The sequence below is a fragment of the Oceanicola sp. 22II-s10i genome (genome assembly GCF_002210105.1).
Taxonomy (GTDB): domain Bacteria; phylum Pseudomonadota; class Alphaproteobacteria; order Rhodobacterales; family Rhodobacteraceae; genus Pseudooceanicola.
In genome coordinates this window covers 296,637-310,913 of record NZ_AQQU01000004.1, presented here as the reverse complement: position 1 = coordinate 310,913, position 14,277 = coordinate 296,637, and the positions used below count along the sequence as shown (strand labels likewise).

The following is a 14,277-nucleotide window of genomic DNA, read 5'->3' as shown; positions in this document are numbered from 1 at the left end:
TTTGTGCCGGGCGTGGCCTCCCTGCCCGCCCGGCATTGCGGTCGTTGGCGACCGCCCGGCTATGCGCCAGGCAGCCAGAGAATGATCTGCGGCCAGATGATGAGCGCCGCGATCACCAGCAGGTCCATCACGACGAACCACGTGATGCCCTTGAAGATCGCATGGATCGGAACCTGATCGCCCACGATCCCCTTCACCACGAAGACGTTCAATCCGACCGGTGGCGTGATGAAGCCGATTTCCAGGAACTTGGCCATCAGGATGCCGAACCAGATCAGGTTGATATCGCGCGCTTCCAGCACCGGCAGCAGGATCGGGATGGTCAGCAGCATGATCCCGATCGGGTCCAGCAGCATCCCCAGCAGGATCAGGATGACCGAAATGATCAGGATCACCTGCAGCTGCGAATATTCCGGCGACGCGATGAAGTCCGCGATGATCTGCGTGGTCCCCGCCAGCGCGAAAAACCGCGTCAGCAGCTGCGCGCCGATGGCGATGACGAAGATCGACGCGGTGGTGCGCAGGGTTTCCTCGATCGCCTCGCGGATCACGGCCCAGCTGAGCGCGCCCTTGGCAAGGCCGATCAGGAACGACAGGGCCGCGCCGACGGCGCCCGCCTCGGTCGGGGTGAAGACGCCGGTGAAAAGGCCGCCGAAGACGCCGATCACCAGCAGGATCACCGGCCATGTGTCCTTGATCGCCCAGAACCGGTCGGCCATCGACACGTCCTCGTGCACCTTGGGGGCGAGCGAGGGGGTGATGGCGCAGCGGGTGATAACCATGATCGAATAGAAGATCGCGGTCATGATGCCGGGGATCAGTGCGCCCATGAAGAGCTTGGCGATCGATTCCTCGACGAAGATCCCATAGATGATCAGCAGGATAGAGGGCGGGATCATCGACCCGATGGTGCCCGCGGCAGCAACCGTGCCGGTGGCCAGCCCCTTGTCGTATTTCGCCGCCAGCATCTCGGGCACCGCGATACGGCCCATGGCCGCGGTGCAGGCCAGCGAAGACCCGGTCACGGCGGCGAACAGCGCCGAGCCCTGGATCGACGCGACCGACAGGCCGCCCGGCAGCCACGACAGCCACAATCGCGCCAGCCTGAACAGGCCCGTGGTCAACCCCGCGTGGTAGCAGAGATACCCCATGAACAGGAACATCGGGATCGAGCTGAGCGTCCAGTGCGCCGTGAAGTCGTAGGGGATCTGCGCCAGCATCCCCACTGTCGGGCGCGGCCCGACGATGTAGTAGAGCCCGCCGAGAGACACGGTGGACAGCGCAACGCCGATCGGCACGCGCAGGAAGATCATGACCAGAAGGACACCGATACCGATGAATCCGACGGTTTCTTTTGCCAGGTCCATCACAGTGAGGTGCCTTTCACGTAATCGGTGGGTTCGTCGCTGACGGCTTCGGTGTTGTCGAGGTCGGGACGGAACAGCATAACGACCGCCCGGTAGAGCTTGACCACCAGCAGGACCAGCAGCAGCCCGCAGCCGATCGGCACCATGTAACGGGTCGGCCAGATCACCACCGGGTAGGACCCCATGATGAATTCGCCGACCTTGTGCTTCTTCAGCGCGACGGTCCATGTGCCGGTGGTAATGAGCCAGATCAGCCAGATGAAGAGCAGGTAGCTGATGATGTCGAGCACCCGCTTCGCCGCCCGGCCCAGACGGGCATAGATCAGTTCGACGTGGATGTTGCCGTTCATCCGCTCCACCGCGGCCAGCGGCAGGAAGACGACGGCGACCATGTAGTAGTAGGACACGATTTCCAGCGTCACCGGGACGGGCGCGGTGAAGACGAACTTGCCGACCACGTCGGCGCTGACCTGAACCATCATCAGCATCAGCGCGATGCCGGCGATGATGATCAGAACCAAACTGATCGCGTCGATGATCTTCAGGGCAATCCTGTCGATCACCGTGATTGCATCGTCGGCCGCTTGATGGCTACTCAACTCCGCTCCTCCCCCCTCGTGCCGCGCCAGAGCGCGGCGTTTGTATTGTGGCGTCCGGTCGGTGCGACCGGCGTCCTGGTCCGCTGCGCGGGACATTGCGAGGGGGGAAACGACAGATGGTCCGCCGGACTGCATCCGGCGACTCCGAGCCACCCATGCCACCGGCACGGGTCCTGTTGTGCGAACGGCTCCTCCCTGACACCGCGACCGCACCCGATCCTCGTGCCGGTTTTGCCCGGCTACAGAGGAATCATTTGCATGCTAAGTGGTTACATGCCGGATAGGCAATAGAAAGCCCTCACCTTCGCATTTCTGTCGGCACCGCCCTTGTCCATGCCCGGCAAACGGGATTGGATCGGCCACGATCATGCGGAGGAGAGCAGCGGATGAACACGGAAAGACTGGATGCGGCGCTGGACAGCGCGCTGGCTGACAAGCGGATCGTCGGGGGCGTCCACCTCGTGTCCGAGGGCGGCGAGACGGTGCGCGCCCGTGCGGTCGGACTGGCCGATCGCGAGGCCGGTCGGCCGATGACGCCCGATACCCGCATCCGCCTCGCCTCGCTCAGCAAGCCGGTCTGCACTGCGGTCTTCATGTCGCTGGTCGAGGACGGCACGCTGGCGCTCGACGCGCCGGTGACGGACCACCTGCCCGGTTTCCGCCCGCGCCTGCCGGACGGGACCGAGCCGGTCATCACCCTGCACCACCTGCTGACGCATACCGCGGGGCTGGGCTATCGCTTCCTCGAAACCGAAACCGGACCTTACGCCAAGGCGGGAATTTCCGACGGCCTCGACCAGCCCGGCCTGTCGATGTCCGAGAACATGCGCCGCATCGCCTCGGCCCCGCTCTACTACGCGCCCGGCACGGCCTGGCGCTATTCGGTGGGCATCGACGTGGCGGGCGCCGTGGCCGAGGCGGCGACGGGCAAGTCCATGCAGGCCCTGCTGGACGAACGGATCGCGACACCGCTCGGTACCACGACGCTCAGCTTCGCGACCGAACCGGCGGAGGACCTCGCCACCGCCTACCGCAACGCCAGCCCCGAGCCGGTGCCGCTGCAGGACGGCGACCGCCCGATCCTCTGGGGCGAAGGCGGTGTGAGCTTCGCCCCCTCGCGCGCCTTCGACGCGGCGTCCTTCCCGTCCTGCGGGGCCGGCATGATCGGCAGCCCGCGCGACATGCTGACCGTGCTGACCTCGCTCGCCGGTCACGGGCCGCAGGTGCTGAAGCCCGAAACGCTGGAGTTGATGAAGAGCCCCCGCATCGCGCCGGGCATCCTGACGATACAGGGGCCGGGCGTCAGCTTCGGCTACGGCTGGGGCATCGTGACGGATGCGGAACTGGCCGCGACGGGCCAGCCGGCGGGCACGCTGAAATGGGGCGGGGTCTATGGCCATTCGTGGTTCATCGACCCGACGCATGACCGTGTGTCCGTGCTGATGACCAACACCGCCTACGAGGGCATGTCGGGCCAGCTGCCCGGCGATATCGTGGGCGCGTTCTACCGCTAAAACTGCCACCGGAGACACGAAGACGCGGCGCATTGCGGCGCCGCGTCCTGATCGCGTATCGGTAACCGGTTCCCCGGCCCCGCTCAGTCGTAGGCGAAGACCTCGTCGCCGAAGTCGATGGCCGCGAAATCATCCTTCTCGGTCCAGTAGTCCTGGTTCAGACGCCATTCGTTCGTCGTGCCCCGCTTGGGCAGCACGTTCTTGCCACGCAGCAGGTAGCCGGGGTTGAAGTCCTCTTCGTCCGGCCAGTCCACGATCTGCATGTCCTTCTCGGATTCGCGCAGGCGCGGGACGACCGTGGACTTCTGATGCTCCTGCATGTGATCCAGCAGGCGGACGACGAACTGCGCCACCAGCTCGGCGCGCAGCGTCCACGAGGACCGCCAGTAGCCCATGACCCACGCGAGGTTCGGCACCCCGGTGAACATCATCGAGCGGTAGCCGAGCGTGTCGTGGAAATCGAGCGCCTCGCCGTCGATGTCGAACCTGATGTCGCCCATCTGGCAGAGGTTGAAGCCCGTCGCGGTGGCCACGACATCGGCCTTCAGAAACTCGCCCGACTTCAGCTTGATGCCGTCCTCAACGAAGGTCTCGATCTCGTCCGTCACGACCGAGGCGCGGCCGGTGGCCAGCGCCTTGTAAAGATCGCCATCGGGGATCCGCGCGATCCGCTGGCGCCACGGCAGGTAGGACGGCGTGAAGTGCTTCTCGACGTCGAACTCCTCGCCCAGATAGCGGCGGGCGATGCCGATCAGTTCGTCCCTGACAGTCTCCGGCTCGTTGAAGCAGCGGTTGGTGAAGTCATGGCTGCCCAGAAGCATCTCGCGCCGGACGATCTCGTGAACCCAGTCCTCCTCGACCTGCAGTTCGCGCAGGCGCTTGGCGATCGGGATCTCGTTCTTCTCGGACCGGAAGTAGGTCGGCGAGCGCTGCAACATTGTCACATGCTCGACCTGATCGACCACGTTCGGCACAAGCGTCGCGGCGGTGGCACCGGAGCCGATGACGACAAGGTGCTTGCCCTTGCCGTCGAAATCCTCGGGCCACGTCTGCGGGTGGATGACCTCGCCCTTGAAGGTCTCCATGCCCGGCCATTGCGGGGTGTAGCCCTCGGAATGGCGGTAGTAGCCCTGGCACATCCACAGGAACCGGGCCGAGATCTCCTCCATCTCGCCGGTCTCGACGTTCTGCACCTTGAGCGTCCAGAGCTTGCGCTCCGAATCCCAGCTGGCCGTCTGGCCGCGCCAGCCGTAATGGATGTGGTCGGCAAGGCCGTATTCGTCGATCGTCTCGTCCAGATACGCCAGGATCTCGGCCGCCGTGGCAATTGGCGGTCCGACCCAGGGCTTGAAGCTGAAGCCGAAGGTGTGCAGGTCGCTGTCCGAGCGGATGCCGGGATAGGTGTGCGTGACCCATGTCCCGCCGAAGGTCAGCTTTTCGTCCACGATGGCAAAGCTGTCGTCCGGCCGCTCGACCTTCAGGTAGCGCGCGGCGGCCAGGCCGGAAATACCGGCGCCGACGATCAGCACGTCGAGGGGCTGGGTGATCTTGGACAGCGGCACGGCGGGCCGCACACTGGTCATCTCGTTCATGATATCCTCCTCCTGGCTCCGTCATCCCGCTCGGGCGGGCCTCGGCTCCGGGTCGCGCCCATCAAGTCCCTTGGCGACCGGCAAGTCAACACCCGACGGGGCGCGACATTGCATTCCCGCATCCGCGCACGCGGAACTGCCGCCTGCGGTAATGCGCGCACTCTGGCCCGCGCCGGTCAATGCGCTACGATCCGTCCGATGCTGAACCGACTCCGCTCACTCTACGAAGACGATACGGACCGCGCGCACCGGTTCCGGTACGGGCTGCTGGCCTTCGACATCGTGACGATCCTCTTCGTGATCGTCACCTCCTTCGTGCCGCGCAGCATGGCGATCGAGATGATCGACATCGTCTTCGGCGCGCTCATCCTTGCCGATTTCGTGGTCAGGATGGCCATCGAGCGCAATCGCTGGCAGCTGCTGTGGCGCCCGGCCACGTGGGCGGACATCGCCGCCATCGGATCCTTCCTCGCCCCGATCGCGGGCGAAGGGCTGGGCTTCCTGCGCATTCTCAGGACAGTCCGCCTGCTGCACACCTACCAGCTGCTGGTGCGGCTCAGGCAGGACTTCCGCTTCTTCCGCGAGAACGAGGACGTGATCCTCGCCTCGATCAACATAGCGGTGTTCCTGTTCATCATGACCGGGCTGATCTACGCCTCGCAGGTCCACATCAACCCCGAGATCAACAACTACGCCGACGCGCTCTATTTCACCGTCACGACACTGACGACGACCGGGTTCGGGGACATCACCCTGCAGGGATCGTGGGGGCGGATGCTGGCCGTCTGCGTGATGATCTTCGGGGTCACGCTGTTCCTGCGGCTGCTTCAGGTCCTCTTCCGCCCCTCAAAGGTCCGGCAGGAATGCGAGGTCTGCGGGCTGGTGCTGCACGATGCCGACGCGGTCCACTGCAAGCACTGCGGCACGGTCATCCACATCCGGACCGAGGGCGAGGTCTGACACATCCGCCGGTGCGATTGACTCCGCCCGGACCCCGCGCCACGCTTACCCGGCTAACCAAAACCGATGCAGACAGGGAGGAGTGTCCGCAATGGGAGGACCGCTGGCCGGATTGCGTGTGCTCGATTTCAGCTCGGTGCTGATGGGGCCTTACGCCACGCAGACCCTTGGGGACTACGGTGCCGACATCATCAAGGTCGAACCGCCCGAGGGCGACATTGTCCGCCAGCTGGGCCCGACCCGGCACGACGGGATGGGGGCGGTCTATCTGAACATCAACCGTTCCAAACGCTCCATCGCCCTGGACCTGAAGACCGAAGGCGGGCGCGAGGCAGCCCTCCGGCTGGCCGAGACCGTGGACGTGCTGGTCACCAACGTCCGGCCCCGTGCGATGGAGCGCCTAGGCCTCGGCTATGCGGCTCTGCAGGCCCGCAACCCCCGCCTGATCTACGCGGCGCTGGTCGGCTTCGACCAGACCGGCCCCTATGCCGATCGCCCCGCCTATGACGACCTGATCCAGGGCGGCGCCTGCATCCCTCACAGCTTCACCCGCGCGGGGATGCGCCCGGCCTATGTGCCCGCCGCTGTGGCCGACCGCATCGTCGGGCTGTCGGCGGTCAACGCGATCCTCGCCGCCGTGGTGGAACGCGACCGCTCGGGTCAGGGCCAGAAGGTCGAGGTGCCCATGTTCGAGACGATGGTCTCGATGATCCTCGGCGATCACATGGGCGGGCTGACCTATGATCCCCCGCTCGACAAGGGCGGCTATGCCCGCCACCTGTCCCCCGACCGCCGCCCCTATCAGACCAAGGACGGCCATGTCTGCGCGCTTATCTACAACGACGGCCACTGGAACCGTTTCTACGCCGCCATCGGCCAGCCCGAGATGCCCGCCGCGAACCCCAAGTTCGCCACCTTCGCCGCCCGGTCCCGCAACATCAACGAGGTCTATGCCGAGGTCGGCCGCATCATGCTGACCCGCACCACCGCGGAGTGGCTGAAGCTGTTCGAAGAGGCCGACATCCCCGCCCTGCCGATGCACAGCTATGAATCGGTGATGGAGGATCCGCACCTGACCGCCACAGGCTTCTTCCGCCGGGTGGAGCATCCGACCGAAGGCGCGATCTACCAGATGGCCGTGCCCGCCAAGTTCTCGCGCACGGCTGCCGAACCCGGCCACATGCCGCCCCGCCTTGGGGCGGACGGGCCAGCGGTGCTGGCAGAGGCCGGTTTTGGCGCGGACGAAATCGCGGCTCTGGCAGAAAACGGGGCGCTCCGGACCGGCGAATGACGCACGGGAGGTGTCGGTCCCGTCGCAGGCGCAAATGAAAAGGGCCCCCGAACCGAGGGCCCTTTCGCTTGTCCCGCCGATCAGATCGGCGCGCAGGATATCACTGGACGATACCCACGTTGTTGCTGTTGCCGGTCTGGCCGAAGTTCGCCGTGTTGGTCCCGCCCACCTGGGTCACGACAGCCTGGTTCGAAGCGCCGGTGATGGTGCCGATGATGGAGTTCGAACCACCGATCTGCGCCATGGCAAAACTGTTCAGATCGCCATTGACCGTCAGGTCAAGAAGGTTCCCCAATCCGTCCTGCACCAAAGCGCCCTTGCCCAGACCCTGCGTGTTCGCCGTCAGGGCCGAGCCAGAGAACGCCACCGAGGACGGCGGGTTCGCCGGGTAGCCGAAGAACGGCACGGTCGGGCTGGTGTAGTTGTTCCGGTTGCCGGTGATCGAGACGTCTATTTCGTTCCCGTCCTGAGTCTGGCTCATGTCCAGAACGTTCAGGTTACCGGTCATCGAGGCGATGAGCACGTTGTTGCTCCCGGAGACATCAGCGGTTGCGTCGTTGGCATCGCCGTCTTGATCGACCCCAGTAAAGTTACCATCGCCGAAGATCTCCGCCATCGCCGAGTTCAGGTCACCCTGCTGTCGGACCGAGCTGGAATTACTGTCGCCTTCGATATCGACGTTACCGGCGTTGAAGCCGCCGATTTGGCTGAGCAAAGTCGGGTTGCTGTCGCCGAGAATCGTTACAGTTCCATTGTTGATTGTCCCATCCTGGATGATGCTGGTGGACCAGTTGTCGTCGCCAACGACGTTCGCCAGAGCGACGTTGAGCGTGCCTTCCTGGTCGATATCGGTGGTGTTGCCGTCGCCTTCTACAGTGGCGGTGCCGATGTTGACCGAGCCGTCCTGAGTAACGCCGGTGGTGTTGCTGTCTCCGGTCACCGACGCCGATGCAACGTTCACGTTGCCCGTCTGGTCGACATTGGTGTCGTTGCCGATCCCGGCGACGTCGATACCGCCCACATTCAGGTCGCCGACCTGCATTGTGAGCGTGTTGTTGTCATCACCCGAGACGTCGGTGTCGGCGAGGTTGCCATCGCCTTCCTGATAGAACCCGGTGCTGTTGCGGTCGCCCGTGATGGTGCTGAGCAGGACGGTGTTGTCATCGCCGAACTGGCCGACGCCCACGGAGTTGTCGTTGCCGGTCACGACGATGCCGGCCGCGCTGTTGTCGTCGCCCTGCTGGGTGGTGCCATAGGCGTTGCGTTCACCCGAGATGTCCAGATCGACATCGTTGCTGTTGCCGTTCTGCACGACTTCGCGGCTGTTGGCGGTGCTTGCAGCGGACGCGCCTCCGGCAGTCAGGTCCGGTTTCCCGTTGTCGATGCCGCTCAGGCGGACTTCTGCGTTGTTGTCATTGCCGGATTGCGACAGCAGGCGCAGCCGAAGGCCCTGACCGTTCTGGACCGCCAGCGCGGTGTTACCCGAACCGGCCTGGATCACACCGCCCGTGTGGCCGCCGCCGGATGACACCTCGTTGCGGTCGAGGTTCTGGTTGGCCGTGGCGGTGTTGGTCTGTTCGACCGTAGCGGTGTTGCCAGCGGCCCCGCCGCCCGCGTTGGACTGGCGGACGTTCGCATAGTTGCGGTTCTGATCGGTGTTCTGTTCGATCGTGGCGCTGTGATTGTCCCCGCTCTGCTTCAGGACAGTCACGATATTGCCGGTGCTGGTGCTGGGCGACGTCGCTGGCGCAGTGCGGGTCTGTTCCACGGTTGCTTCGTTTGCGTCACCGCTCTGGCTGACCTCGGCTGCAGCCGCGTTGCTGCCGACACGGTTGGCGTCACCGCTCTGGGTGATGGCCAGAACGTTGTCGTCGCCGGTCTGCGATGCGGCAGGCAGAGCGCCGAGGTAGCCGATATTGGAATTGTCGGCAGCGCTCTGGTCGAAGCTGGCCGAGTTGTCGGTGCCCGACTGCGACAGCATCGCGTTGTTGTTGTCGGCCATCGCCGACCCCATAGAGAGCACCAGCGTGCTGCCCGATGCCATAAGCAGGTGTTTAAGTTTGATATTCATATGTTTGGTCCTTGAACGAATAATCGGAATAAATGGTTGGTTCCCCTGGAAAAAGCAGTTGGCTCAATGCCTGCGACGAAACCGGTTACCGCGGCTCTTCGTTCAGCGCCGGTACCGTGTCTCGTTCAGTCTGCCGCATTCAAAAGTCCCGTCACCCCCCCGAACATGATGAGCAGAACAATAATGCCACTAATTCGCCGCAATATTCATCCCATTTCGACGTATTTCTGACAAGTTTTAGAACACCTCGAAACAAAACCTGTTCTTCAAATGGATAGCCAAGCGGTGTGCAGACAATTACCTCAGATCCGCTCCATCCCCGGTTGTATTTGACCGAGTTAAATCACGTTATATTAGATCACATTCCAACCAATACCGAATCTCGGAGAATCAGAATCGGAAATTGCGCGGGATTTGAAACTGAAAGCTGACGCCAATATTCGAGCGATTCCGGCCCAGCGTCCGCCCTGATGTTCTTTTGGCCGGCAACACAGTGCGGCGACGCGGGCCACTCGGCCCGCATCCCCGTTCAATCATCCCGCAGAGGCCGAGGGTATATCAGTGCATCCTCAGCCGCGTCATGGCAGCTGTCGCGGCAGACGCCCTGTCAGCCGCACTTCGAGTGACCGCAGGCCGCGCAGGTCATGCAGCCTTCGATCATCACCAGCTCATACTGGCCGCATGAGGGGCAGGCCTTGCCGCGCTTGCCGGTTTCCAGCCCGATCACCTTGGCCTGCGGATCGGTCTTCAGCCCCCGGCCCTCGCCCTCGATGAAACCGATGGATATCAGGTGCCGTTCGATCACCCCGCCGATGGCGGCAAGGATCGAGGGGATGTATTTCCCCTGCACCCAAGCACCGCCACGCGGGTCGAACACGGCCTTCAGCTCCTCCACCACGAAGGACACGTCGCCCCCGCGCCGGAACACAGCCGAGATCATCCGGGTCAGCGCCACGGTCCAGGCGAAATGTTCCATGTTCTTGGAGTTGATGAAGACCTCGAACGGCCGCCGCCGACCGCCGACCACGATGTCGTTGATCGTGATGTAGATCGCGTGCTCGCTGTCCGGCCACTTGAGCTTGTAGGTGTTGCCCTCCAGCTCCTGCGGGCGGTCGATCGGCTCCTGCATATAGACGACCTCGCCGCCCTCGACGGGCATCGGCGCGGGCGCGTCCTCCTTTTCCTCGCTGACGCTGAGGACCGAGCCAGTCACGTCGTTCGGGCGGTAGGTGGTGCACCCTTTGCAGCCCGTATCCCAGGCCTGCATGTAAACGTCCTTGAACGCTTCGAAACCGATGTCCTCGGGGCAGTTGATCGTCTTGGAGATCGACGAATCCACCCACTTCTGCGCGGCGGCCTGCATCTTGACGTGCTCGGACGGCGACAGGGTCTGTGCGTTGACGAAGTAGTCCGGCAAAGGCGCGTCGCCCTTGAGGTCGCGCCACATCTGCACGGCGTAGTCGACAACCTTCTCCTCGGACCGCGACCCGTCCTTCTGCAGCACCTTGCGGGTGTAGCTGTAGGCAAAGACCGGCTCGATGCCAGACGACACGTTCCCCGCGTAGAGCGAAATCGTCCCGGTCGGCGCGATGGAGGTCAGCAGCGCGTTGCGGATGCCATGCTCGCGCACGGCGGCGCGGACGTCCTCGTCCATCGCCTGCATGGTGCCACTGGCCAGGTAGGGTTCGGCATCGAACAGCGGGAAGGCACCCTTCTCCTTGGCCAGATCGACGGAGGCGAGGTAGGCCTCGCGCGCGATCAGCTTCAGCCAGGCCTCGGTCTGCGCCGCCGCCTCGTCCGAGCCATAGCGCAGGCCCAGCATCAGCAGCGCGTCGGCCAGTCCGGTGACCCCGAGGCCCACGCGGCGCTTGGCCTGTGCCTCGGCCGCCTGCTGCGGCAGCGGGAAGTTCGAGGCGTCGACGGTGTTGTCCATCATCCGGATCGCGGTGCGCACCAGTTTCGACAGCGCCGCTTCGTCCAGCTTCGCGGCGTCGGCGAAGGGATCGCTGACCAGCCGGGCGAGGTTCACGGAGCCGAGCAGGCAGGCGCCGTAGGGCGGCAGGGGCTGTTCGCCGCAGGGGTTGGTGGCGGCGATGGTTTCCACGTAGTTCAGGTTGTTGGCGGCATTGATCCGGTCGATGAAGATCACGCCCGGTTCGGCGTAGTCGTAGGTCGACTGCATGATCCGGTTCCACAGGTCCCGCGCCTTGACGGTCTTGTAGACCTTGCCGTCAAAGATCAGGTCCCAAGACCCGTCGGACTTGACCGCCTCCATGAAGGGATCGGTCACCAGCACGCTGACGTTGAACATGCGCAGCCGGGCGGGGTCGCTTTTCGCGGTGATGAAATCCTCGATATCCGGGTGATCGCAGCGCATCGTCGCCATCATCGCGCCCCGGCGCGATCCGGCGGACATGATGGTGCGGCACATCGCGTCCCAGACATCCATGAACGACAGCGGACCCGAGGCGTCGGCGGCCACACCCTTCACATCCGCGCCCTTGGGCCGGATGGTGCTGAAGTCGTAGCCGATCCCGCCGCCCTGCTGCATGGTCAGCGCGGCCTCCTTCAGCATCTCGAAGATACCGCCGAGGCTGTCGGGCACGGTGCCCATGACGAAGCAGTTGAAGAGCGTCACCCGGCGGCTGGTCCCGGCACCGGCGGTGATCCGCCCGGCGGGCAGGAACTTGAAGTCCTCAAGCGCTTCGAAGAACGGCGCTTCCCACGCGGCGGGGTCCTTTTCGACCGAGGCGAGGGCGCGGGCGATCCGGCGCCACGAATCCTCGACCGTGGTGTCGATCGGCGTCCCGTCCGCATTCTTGAAGCGGTATTTCATGTCCCAGACCTGTTCGGCGATAGGGGAGGCAAAGCGGGTCATGAGAGGATCCTCGGCTGGTTAGAGGGGGATTGTTTAGCAGGCGCGGGCGGCAGGAACTAGGGTTTTGATCCCGCGCTTTCCACAAGATCTATTGTGTGCTCATATTTTCTTTCGTCTCCCGCCGGCCCAATGCGCGGAATCAAGGCGAAGCCGCCGCGCAGCGCCTGCCCGTCCCGGGGGCAGGCGCTTTGTCACCCGCGCCCTGACCTTCGAACAAGGAAAGACCCGGCTGGGATAAAGCGCGCCGTTCAGACGTCATGTGCGCCCGCCCACGGACAGGCTTGCCCGGCCAGCTCGCCTTCGGACAGGTGGGTGGCCGCACTGATTATTTCGGAGTTCCGGTCCCCTTTTCAGTCCAGTCACGAGGCACTCCCGGCAACGGGGTTTGCCTTGGGGGGCAGGAGGTGCCGGAATCGCCGCCTCGTGACTGGACCCTTGGGTGACATAGATATATGGTGGGCGAACAGGGGTGTCCACCATATATTGGGTGCGCGATTGGCAAAATATGTAAATCTGGTGAAACTCAGCGTCGGAACGGAGTCGGTCGAGGGACTCGCCGACTGGCAGAGCAACCACGCGGTCCTCACCAACGACGGCTACCCGCGTCACGTCACCCGGATGTGGCCCAAGCGCGAGGACGAGGTTCTGGCGGGCGGGTCGATCTACTGGGTCATCAAGGGCCTGATCCAGGCGCGACAGAAGATCATCCGGCTGGACGAGGTCGTGCGCGAGGACGGCATCCGCCGCTGCGCCATCGTGCTCGACCACAAGCTGATCCGCACCACCCAGGCCCAGAAGCGTCCGTTCCAGGGCTGGCGCTATCTTGCAGCCACCGACGCCCCCGCCGACCTGCCGAGCACCCGGCAGAACGAAGAGGCGCTGCCCCCCGACCTCTCCGCCGCGCTGGCCGAAATCGGGGTGCTCTGACCCGTCAGCCCAATGCGACGAGGTGGTTGTCCCACGCCATCTCGCCCCGCGCCAGCGGTCGCGCGCCGTCGGCATCCACAGTCAGCAGCCCGCCCAGACCGTCGCTGGCCAGATAGCCCGCCGGATGAGTCGCCAGCCCGCAGACATCCGCCCGGGCCATCGCGCCGAGGAACGTGCCGTCCACCGCGAAGCGGTGCAGCCGCCCGCCCTTGGGTGAGGTGATCGCGACTTCGCGCCCGCTGCCCGAAAGCGCGACCGAACCCGCGTAGCCCTTCATCAGCATCTGCTCGGCCAGCGGCGCCTCGGCCAGCACAACCGCCCCGCCCTGCCGGTGCAGGCCCAGAAGCGGCGTCGCGGCCCCTGCCCCGCCTTCCCATTGCATGGCGAAAGCCACAAGCCCGTCCCCCCGCACCGCGAGGTGGCGGATCGAATTCTGCGACAGGTCGGGCTCCAGCACCACCTGCTCCAGCAACGCGCCATCGGTCGAAAGGTAGACGAGGCTCGGCGCCATCGTCTCGATATTCAGCTTGGTCCGGTCCTCGGGATCCGTGGCGATCCCGCCATTGGCGACCACCAGCGTCTCGCCATCAGGCATCAGCCGCAGCTCGTGCGGCCCGATCCCGCCGGTGGCGACGTCCCGCACCCGGCGATACCCCGCGCCGACGTCCCAGACCCCGACCCGGCCCGCGCTGTCCGCGGCCATCTGTTCCGAGGTGAACAGCCAGCGCCCGTCCTGCGAATAGGCCCCGTGGCCGTTGAACTGATGCCCCTCGGGCGGCGTCAGTTCACGCGCGACCACACCGGTCAGGCAGTCGATCACCAGCGCGTAGTGACCTGGACGCCGGGCAAAAGCGACCGCCTCGGCCCGTTTCGGATGTGCCGCCCCGGCATGACCGCGCGCGGGCAGCGGGATCGAGAAGGCGACGGAGCCGTCCGTCCGGATGCCGTGCAGCCCGTAGCTGCCGTCCGGCTCCTTCGCCGCGCCCAGCCAGTCTGGACTGCCGGCGGCGGCCCATCCGAGGCGCGGCGCTGCTGTGGCGGCGGCGAGGCTGGCGAGGAAGGCGCGGCGGGTGGTCAT

Annotated in this window: 10 protein-coding genes; 4 read left to right on the top strand and 6 right to left on the bottom strand. The window is 64.9% G+C overall.

Annotated features, from left to right (window positions below):
- Positions 1-59: 59 nt before the first annotated feature.
- Positions 60-1,367 carry a TRAP transporter large permease gene (locus ATO6_RS13250; RefSeq protein WP_217898998.1) on the bottom strand — a complete coding sequence of 436 codons (1,308 nt, stop codon included), beginning with the start codon at positions 1,365-1,367 and terminating at the stop codon, positions 60-62.
- On the bottom strand, positions 1,367-1,966 hold the full coding sequence (locus ATO6_RS13245) for a TRAP transporter small permease subunit (protein WP_176440924.1): 600 nt from the start codon (positions 1,964-1,966) through the stop codon (positions 1,367-1,369). Before ATO6_RS13245 ends, ATO6_RS13250 begins: the two co-directional genes overlap by 1 nt.
- A 386-nt stretch (positions 1,967-2,352) precedes the next feature.
- Between ATO6_RS13245 and ATO6_RS13240 the strand changes: the two genes are divergently transcribed.
- Positions 2,353-3,480 (top strand): serine hydrolase, encoded by a 1,128-nt coding sequence (locus ATO6_RS13240; RefSeq protein ID WP_088624482.1) that lies wholly within the window; start codon positions 2,353-2,355, stop codon positions 3,478-3,480.
- 83 nt (positions 3,481-3,563) lie between these two features.
- On the opposite strand, the gene ATO6_RS13235 is transcribed toward ATO6_RS13240, so the two are convergent.
- The gene (locus tag ATO6_RS13235; protein WP_088624481.1) at positions 3,564-5,072 is read right to left on the bottom strand and encodes an NAD(P)/FAD-dependent oxidoreductase; all 1,509 of its coding nucleotides are present in this window, start codon (positions 5,070-5,072) and stop codon (positions 3,564-3,566) included.
- A gap of 198 nt (positions 5,073-5,270) precedes the next feature.
- Between ATO6_RS13235 and ATO6_RS13230 the strand changes: the two genes are divergently transcribed.
- On the top strand, positions 5,271-6,032 hold the full coding sequence (locus tag ATO6_RS13230) for a potassium channel family protein (protein WP_088624480.1): 762 nt from the start codon (positions 5,271-5,273) through the stop codon (positions 6,030-6,032).
- A 91-nt stretch (positions 6,033-6,123) separates the two neighbouring features.
- Positions 6,124-7,323 carry a CaiB/BaiF CoA-transferase family protein gene (locus ATO6_RS13225; RefSeq protein WP_088624479.1) on the top strand — a complete coding sequence of 400 codons (1,200 nt, stop codon included), beginning with the start codon at positions 6,124-6,126 and terminating at the stop codon, positions 7,321-7,323.
- 100 nt (positions 7,324-7,423) lie between these two features.
- Here the strand turns inward: ATO6_RS13225 and ATO6_RS13220 are convergent, their stop codons facing one another.
- Both ATO6_RS13220 and ATO6_RS13215 read right to left on the bottom strand, forming a co-directional pair.
- Complete coding sequence (locus ATO6_RS13220) at positions 7,424-9,394, bottom strand: hypothetical protein (RefSeq protein WP_088624478.1); 1,971 nt, start codon at positions 9,392-9,394, stop codon at positions 7,424-7,426.
- Between the two features lie 607 nt (positions 9,395-10,001).
- Complete coding sequence (locus ATO6_RS13215) at positions 10,002-12,272, bottom strand: adenosylcobalamin-dependent ribonucleoside-diphosphate reductase (RefSeq protein WP_088624477.1); 2,271 nt, start codon at positions 12,270-12,272, stop codon at positions 10,002-10,004.
- 495 nt (positions 12,273-12,767) lie between these two features.
- Between ATO6_RS13215 and ATO6_RS13210 the strand changes: the two genes are divergently transcribed.
- Positions 12,768-13,199 (top strand): DUF1489 family protein, encoded by a 432-nt coding sequence (locus ATO6_RS13210; protein WP_088624476.1) that lies wholly within the window; start codon positions 12,768-12,770, stop codon positions 13,197-13,199.
- A gap of 4 nt (positions 13,200-13,203) precedes the next feature.
- Here the strand turns inward: ATO6_RS13210 and ATO6_RS13205 are convergent, their stop codons facing one another.
- On the bottom strand, positions 13,204-14,277 hold the full coding sequence (locus ATO6_RS13205) for a DUF1513 domain-containing protein (protein ID WP_088624475.1): 1,074 nt from the start codon (positions 14,275-14,277) through the stop codon (positions 13,204-13,206).

Coding starts and splice junctions, on each gene's coding strand:
- ATO6_RS13250 (WP_217898998.1), bottom strand. CDS start 1,367: ATGGACCTGGCAAAAGAAACCGTCGGATTCATCGGTATCGGTGTCCTT.
- ATO6_RS13240 (WP_088624482.1), top strand. CDS start 2,353: ATGAACACGGAAAGACTGGATGCGGCGCTGGACAGCGCGCTGGCTGAC.
- ATO6_RS13235 (WP_088624481.1), bottom strand. CDS start 5,072: ATGAACGAGATGACCAGTGTGCGGCCCGCCGTGCCGCTGTCCAAGATC.
- ATO6_RS13230 (WP_088624480.1), top strand. CDS start 5,271: ATGCTGAACCGACTCCGCTCACTCTACGAAGACGATACGGACCGCGCG.
- ATO6_RS13225 (WP_088624479.1), top strand. CDS start 6,124: ATGGGAGGACCGCTGGCCGGATTGCGTGTGCTCGATTTCAGCTCGGTG.
- ATO6_RS13220 (WP_088624478.1), bottom strand. CDS start 9,394: ATGAATATCAAACTTAAACACCTGCTTATGGCATCGGGCAGCACGCTG.
- ATO6_RS13215 (WP_088624477.1), bottom strand. CDS start 12,272: ATGACCCGCTTTGCCTCCCCTATCGCCGAACAGGTCTGGGACATGAAA.
- ATO6_RS13205 (WP_088624475.1), bottom strand. CDS start 14,277: ATGACCACCCGCCGCGCCTTCCTCGCCAGCCTCGCCGCCGCCACAGCA.